Below are 6,915 nucleotides of genomic sequence, written 5' to 3' on the forward strand. Positions count from 1 at the left end.
CTCGGCTTCACGGACGCCCGGGTGCGCCGGCTGCCGTACCGGCTGACCGGGCCGCTGCTGGCCGGGGTGGCCGCGCTGCTGGCGGTGGCGGCCCTGGCCGAGGGGCGCCCCGGAGTGCTGCTGCGCTGCCTGCTGGTCGCGCTGGCCGTCGGAGCGCTGCTCGAAGTCGCCGTCCAGATCGGCGCGTTGGGCCCCGGAGACTCCCCGCTCGGGCTCGCCCTGGGCGGGCTGCTCGGCTGGTACGGCTGGTGGGTCGCGATCGGCGGGCTGGTCGCCGCGGTGGTGCTCGCCGGGCTGTGGGGCACCCTGCGGGTCGCCGTCCTGCTGGTCCGCCGCCGCCCGTGGCGCGGGCTCGAAGTCCCGGTCGGCCCGTTCCTGCTGCTCGGCGCGCTCACCGCGGTGCTCGCCCGGTAGCGCGGAACCCGGTGGCGCGGAACCCGGTGGTGTGAAACCCGGTGGCGCGAAAGTCGGTGGCGGGGAAATCGGTAGCGCCGAAGGGGCCCGCCGTACCGGAAGCGGTACGGCGGGCCCCGCCGTCGGCGCGCCGGCCCCACCCTCAAGGAGTGGCGCGCCGAAGGGAGTTGCGGCTCTAGGACATCTTGTGGACGAACGGGCCGACCACGTTCGAGAACGCGTTGCCGTTGTTGGCGTCCCAGTTGGTGGACCAGGTCATCGCGCCCCGGATGGTGGGCCACTTGGCCGGCGGCACGAAGCTGCCGCAGTTGTTGCCGGTGGCCAGGCAGTTGAGCGCGTTGTTCACCACCGACGGGTCGACGTAGCCGCCGCCGGCCGCCTTGCTGGAGGCGGGGACGCCGATGCCGACCTGGTCGGGCCGCAGGCCGCCCTGGATGTGGGTGCAGACCTGCGAGGTGATGAAGTCGACCGTGCCCTGGTTGTAGACCTTGCCGTCGCAGCCGTTCATGCCGCCCGAGTTGTAGAACTGGGTGTTGACGACGGTCAGGATGTCCTTGGTGTTCAGCGCCAGCTGGAAGTAGGCGCCGGCGGTGCTGTACATCCCGATGGTCTCGGGGGCCATGGTCAGGACGAAGCCGGGGCCGACCTTGGCCTGCAGGGCGTGCAGCGCGTCGCCCAGCGGGCCGGCCTGGACGCCGTTCTCCAGGTCGACGTCGATGCCGTCGAAGCCGTAGTCCTTGAGGATCGCGGAGGCGCTGTTGGCGAAGTTCGCCCCGGCGGTGCCATCGGCGACGGTGATCGCGCCGTTCTGGCCGCCGATGGAGAGGACGACCTTCTTGCCGGCCGCCTGCTTGGCCTTGATGTCGGCGCGGAACTGGGCGTCGGTGTAGCCGCCGAGTGCCTTGGACAGGCCCGGGTCCAGGGTGAAGCTGATCGCGCCGGTCTGGGTCGGCACGGCGTCGGCGAAGGAGACCGCGATGATGTCGTACGCGTTCTGGACGTCGCTCAGGCGCTGCGGGGTCGAGCCGTTGTCGAAGTTCTGCCAGTAGCCGGTGAGCGCGTGGGCCGGCAGACCGGTGGCCGGCGGGGTGGTGGCGGTCGGGGTCGCGGTCGGCGTGGCCGTGGGGGTCGGGGTGGGCGTCGCGGTGGGCGTCGGCGTCGTGGTCCGGGTGGGAGTGGCGGTGGCCGTCGGCGACGGGGTCGGCGTCTGGGTGGGGGTGGCCGTCGGCGACGGGGTGGCGGTGCCACCCGGGCCGACCAGCGCGACGTCGTCGGCGAGGTAGGCGCCCTGCCCGTACCAGCCGTGCAGGTAGACCGTCACGCTGGTGGTGTTCGCCCCGGTGGTGAAGGTGCTGGACAGCTGGTTCCAACTGCTCTGGTTCGACCAGGAGGACGGGTCGGTCCCGCCGGTGCCGCGCGCTCCGAGGTAGACGTACGGGCCCTGCACCCAGGCGCTGAGGGTGTAACTGGTGTTGGGCAGCACGCTGATGGTCTGGGTGCACTCGGCGGTGTCGCCCGCACCCGGGGCGGCCTGCAGCGCACCGCTGCCGGAGTGGACCGGCGAGGACACCGCGGTCGCGCCGCCGGTACAGGACCAGCCGCTCAGTCCGCTCTCGAAACCGCCGTTGGTGACCAGGTTGCCGTCCGCCGCACTGGCACCGCCGGCGAAGAGGGCGAGGCCGCCGCCGGCCAGGGCGAGGGCGGTGGCGCCGGCCGCGAGGGCCGGGAGGGGGCTACGCCGGCGCCGGTGCGCGGGCTGGTTCAGCGAACGGGCCATGGGGTGACGCTCCTGGGGAAGGAGCGGCCGCCGCGGTGGGGGGCGCGGCGGCCGCGTGTGGGGGAGGGGAGGTCCGCAGGTGACTCTTGGGGGCGGGAGGAACCGCTTCCGCCTCGGGTCAAAAGCTGGACTAGACCATTGCCGGCCGTCAAGGACGCGACAACCGGTTTACGGCTCCCTTAAGGATTCGGAGACCGTTCCGTGTCCACCACGGCCACCCCGCCCCGCGAGCCCCGGCGCACCCGCCCCGCGGGCCCGGACACGCCCGCCGCGACAGACTTCGCACAGGACCGTGACCAGACCGCTACCTGCGGCTTTACCGTGCACCTGCGTGCCGGAGTAGGCTGCGCCGGGGCCGGTGACGAACCGGCCCGAACGAGTACGGAGGGGCCGGGAAACCATGGGTCTGCGCGATGTCGCCGAACGGACGCCGGGGCTGCGCACCCTGCTGGGTGGGATGTACCGGCTGTACGGTCGCCGGGTCGAGGTCCACCTCGGTCGCACCCCCCACCACATCGGCGTGATCCTCGACGGCAACCGCCGCTGGGCCAAGGCCGCCGGCGGCAGCACCGTGTACGGCCACCAGCGCGGCGCCGACAAGATCAGCGAGTTCCTCGGCTGGTGCGACGAGACCCACGTCAAGGTCGTCACCCTGTGGATGCTCTCCACCGACAACCTGGACCGCCCGGCCGACGAGCTCGTCCCGCTGCTCGGCATCATCGAGGACGCCGTCACCGGCCTGGCCGCCGCCCGCCGCTGGCGGGTCAACCCGGTCGGCGCGCTGGACCTGCTCCCGCAGCACACCGCCGACGTGCTCAAGCGCGCCGCCGAGGAGACCGCCGGGATCGACGGCATCACCGTCAACGTCGCCGTCGGCTACGGCGGCCGGCACGAGATCGCCGACGCCGTCCGCTCGCTGCTCCAGGAGCACGCCGGGCGCGGCACCTCGATCGAGGAACTGGCCGAGATCCTGACCGTCGAGCACATCTCCGAGCACCTCTACACCGCCAACCAGCCCGACCCGGACCTGATCATCCGCACCTCGGGCGAACAGCGACTGTCCGGATTCCTGCTCTGGCAGAGCGCGCACAGCGAGTTCTACTTCTGCGAGGCGTACTGGCCGGCCTTCCGCAAGGTCGACTTCCTGCGCGCGCTGCGCGCCTTCGAACAGCGGCACCGGCGGATGGGCCTCTGATCCGGCGCCCGCCCGGCTCCTCCGGGGCCGAACCGGGTGTTCGTCCGCAGGCCGGACCGGGGCGCTTCCCGGGCTGGTCCCGGGTGGGGCCGACGCACATCCGGGTGGAATGACCGCCGTAGGCCTGGCCTACCCGGGCCCCGGGCGAGGCCAAACGTTCACCGGCAATGATCCGTCAGTTCGCCGAGGGCGCGAATGCACCGCCCCCCGCCTGGGAATACTCCAGTCAGTCCGGTCCCGAGGCCACCGGGGCAGCGGGGGCCGGCATGCCGCGGATGACGCAGGGTCATCCGCTCTGGAGGCCTAGTGGTCAGTTCCAAGAGCCGCCGGACGCCAGACCGGCGCACGTACGTTCTCGACACCAGCGTGCTCCTGGCGGACCCTCTCGCCATGACCCGCTTCGAGGAGCACGAGGTCGTCCTCCCGGTGGTGGTCGTCACGGAGTTGGAGGCCAAGCGCCACCACCCGGAGCTGGGCTACTTCGCCCGCCAGGCGCTGCGCCTGCTCGACGACTACCGCATCCGCCACGGCCGGCTCGACGAGCCGATCCCGGTCGGCGAACTGGGCGGCACGATCAGGGTCGAGCTCAACCACTCCGACGTGTCGATACTGCCGGTCGGCTACCGCGCCGGCGGCGGCGAGGCGGACACCCGGATCCTGGCGGTCGCCCGCAACCTGCAGGCCGAGGGCTACGACGTCACCGTCGTGTCCAAGGACCTCCCGCTGCGGATCAAGGCCAGCTCGGTGGGCCTGCTCGCCGAGGAGTACCGGGCCGAGCTCGCGATCACCTCCGGCTGGACGGGCATGTCCGAACTGCACGTCGGGGCCGAGCAGGTCGACGCGCTGTTCGCGGCCGGCCACGACGCCGCGGTGGACATCGACGGGACCGAGGAGCTGCCGGTGCACACCGGGCTGGTGCTTACCTCGGAGCGCGGCCGGGCGCTCGGCCGGGTCACCGGCGACGGGCGGGTCCGGCTGGTGCGCGGCGAGCGCGAGGCGTTCGGGCTGCGCGGTCGCAGCGCCGAGCAGCGGGTGGCGCTGGACCTGCTGCTCGACCCGGACATCGGCATCGTGTCGATGGGCGGCCGGGCCGGCACCGGCAAGTCGGCGCTGGCGCTGTGCGCGGGGCTGGAGGCGGTGCTGGAGCGGAGGCAGCACCGCAAGGTGATGGTCTTCCGGCCGCTGTACGCGGTCGGCGGCCAGGAACTCGGCTACCTGCCCGGCAGTGAGGCGGAGAAGATGGGCCCCTGGGCCCAGGCGGTCTTCGACACCCTCTCGGCGGTCACCACCCCGGACGTGATCGAGGAGGTCATCGCCCGCGGGATGCTGGAGGTCCTGCCGCTGACCCACATCCGGGGGCGCTCGCTGCACGACGCCTTCGTGATCGTGGACGAGGCCCAGTCGCTGGAGCGCAACGTCCTGCTGACGGTGCTGTCCCGGATCGGCCAGGGCTCGCGGGTGGTGCTCACCCACGACGTGGCGCAGCGGGACAACCTCCGGGTCGGCCGGTACGACGGTGTGGTGGCGGTGGTGGAGAAGTTGAAGGGGCATCCGCTCTTCGCCCACATCACCCTCACCCGCTCGGAGCGGTCGCCGATCGCGGCGCTGGTCACGGAGATGCTGGAGGACATCAACCCGTGAACCGCCCCTGATCCGGGCATAGTAGGACAATAGGGTCAACTTGCGGTGTGGGGCCCGTTCCTGACGGAGCGGGCCCCGTCCCTTTCATCACATCGAGTGCTTTCCGTCCGGGGAACTCCCCTGCGGTGAATGTGACATGCGCCACGCGGACGGGAATTGCGTCGACAGTGCCCGGTGCGGCATGGTGAGGGTTCTGTCAGGCCCCGCGTACGGCGCGGCAGGGCTTCCGGACTCCGGAAGTCAGGCCCCGGAAGGTCCGCCAACTCCGTTTGGTGGACGCACAATTGAAGACCGATGAGCCGTACGCCGCCCGATTCCAACGCCCGGTCGCCTCAAGCCGACCGGACGCCGGGCCAGCACCTCCCGTGACCAGAGCATCTGCGGAGGTCCGTGCCAAGGGGCATGTTGCGCCCGCACGGTCACGCGTGGGCGATGCTGGAAGGAATCCATGTGACTCGGATCTCGGTCCGGGGAGTCGCTGTGGCCTCCGCCACCGCCGTCACCGCTGTCGGTGCCGTCGTGGGCATGGCCTCGGGCAGCGAGGGCAAGACGATGCAGACGGTCGACGTCGCCGGTGCGACCCTGCTTGCCGAAGTCCCCTCAGGCGCCCAGGCGCAGACCATGAGTGACAACATCGGCCAGCAGGCATCCGCCCAGCAGGCCTCCGCGGACGCCGCGGCCAAGGCCGCCGCCGAGCAGAAGGCCGCCGAGGAGGCCGCGCGCCAGAAGGCCGCCGCGGACGCCCAGGCGAAGGCCGACGCCCAGGCCAAGGCCGACGCGGACAAGGCCGCCAAGGCCGCCGCCGACCAGCGTGCCGCCGCCGATGCCGCCGCCAACCGCTCCAAGGCGCGCTCGGCGATGTCCGCGGTGGACGACAGCGCCCCGCCGGTCTCGGTCAGCCCCGGCTCCGTCCAGGACATGGCCCGGCAGATCGTCGGCAACGACGCCCAGTTCCAGTGCTTCAGCCAGATCGTGAAGCGCGAGAGCGGCTGGGACTACACCGCGACCAACAGCGGCTCCGGCGCCTACGGTCTGGTCCAGGCACTGCCCGGCTCCAAGATGGCCTCGGCCGGTGCCGACTGGCGCACCAACCCGGCCACCCAGATCAAGTGGGGCGTCGGCTACATGAACAGCCGCTACGGCAGCCCCTGCGGCGCCTGGTCGTTCTGGCAGGCCCACAGCTGGTACTAGGAGGGCCCGCCGCCCCGCGGGGCGGCGCACTCCGCACGGCCCCCGGCCGCTCGTCCCGTTCGACGAGAGACCGGGGGCCGCGGCGTTCTCCAGCGGCTGCGTTCTCCGGCGGCCGCCGGAAAGGGCGGGCCGCCCCGCCCGGGCTGCGCTGACCAGTGCGCCCGCGGGCGGTGCGGTCCTGGGTGCGGACGCGGGGCGCGGGGAGGGGTCCTGGTAGCTCCCCGCACCGGCCGGTCCGCCGGCGGTTGGTCCTTCTGGGTGACCGTTCGGTCCCGTTCGGACTCCTCCCCCTCAGCCTGTGGACGAAACCAACTGGAATCCGGCGGTTTGTCCAAGTTTGTGGAATGAGCGGATCGCGTCGAACCTCCTGGCGATCGCACCCGCCCCGCCCCCGCCGGGTAGCGTCATCCCCGACGGCCGTGGCAGGACCCACGGCGTACCGCCGCACTCGGCGGGTCCGGCGGGGAAGCGGTGGTAACGAGGATGGCGCGGGGCGGAAAGGCCTTCAAGGCCGTGGCCAAGGGCATGGCCGTGGTGGCGAGCGCGGCCGCCGTGATCGAACGGCGCCGACGCGCCGCGATGGCGGCCGACCCGCAGGAACTCGCCGCACCCGCCCTCGGCGAGGCACCCGGCCCGGTCCCGGTGCCGCGCGCCGACCCGGCCCCGGTGCCGGTGTCGGTGCCGGCGGTGGAGGCGG

General features: G+C 72.6%; 5 protein-coding genes and 1 pseudogene. 5 read left to right on the forward strand and 1 reads right to left on the reverse strand.

The window, feature by feature from the left end:
* Window positions 1–414: prepilin peptidase (locus BG452_RS26830; protein WP_188306931.1), on the forward strand; the 414-nt coding region annotated here is incomplete at its 5' end.
* Window positions 415–589: 175 nt separating this feature from the next.
* Here BG452_RS26830 and BG452_RS26835 read toward each other — a convergent pair.
* The gene (locus BG452_RS26835) at window positions 590–2,191 is read right to left on the reverse strand and encodes a chitinase (RefSeq protein WP_188306932.1); all 1,602 of its coding nucleotides are present in this window, start codon (window positions 2,189–2,191) and stop codon (window positions 590–592) included.
* Window positions 2,192–2,591: 400 nt separating this feature from the next.
* Between BG452_RS26835 and BG452_RS26840 the strand changes: the two genes are divergently transcribed.
* From BG452_RS26840 to BG452_RS26855, 4 genes and pseudogenes are all read left to right on the forward strand, one after another.
* Window positions 2,592–3,386 carry an isoprenyl transferase gene (locus tag BG452_RS26840; RefSeq protein ID WP_188306933.1) on the forward strand — a complete coding sequence of 265 codons (795 nt, stop codon included), beginning with the start codon at window positions 2,592–2,594 and terminating at the stop codon, window positions 3,384–3,386.
* Between the two features lie 306 nt (window positions 3,387–3,692).
* On the forward strand, window positions 3,693–5,027 hold the full coding sequence (locus BG452_RS26845) for a PhoH family protein (protein WP_188306934.1): 1,335 nt from the start codon (window positions 3,693–3,695) through the stop codon (window positions 5,025–5,027).
* A gap of 450 nt (window positions 5,028–5,477) precedes the next feature.
* Window positions 5,478–6,218, forward strand: a complete 741-nt coding sequence (locus BG452_RS26850; protein ID WP_188306935.1) for a transglycosylase SLT domain-containing protein — start codon at window positions 5,478–5,480, stop codon at window positions 6,216–6,218.
* A gap of 483 nt (window positions 6,219–6,701) precedes the next feature.
* Window positions 6,702–6,915, forward strand: a pseudogene (locus tag BG452_RS26855) (2-oxoglutarate dehydrogenase, E2 component, dihydrolipoamide succinyltransferase); the annotation flags it as partial.

The sequence above is a fragment of the Streptomyces sp. CBMA123 genome (genome assembly GCF_014596465.1).
Taxonomy (GTDB): domain Bacteria; phylum Actinomycetota; class Actinomycetes; order Streptomycetales; family Streptomycetaceae; genus Kitasatospora.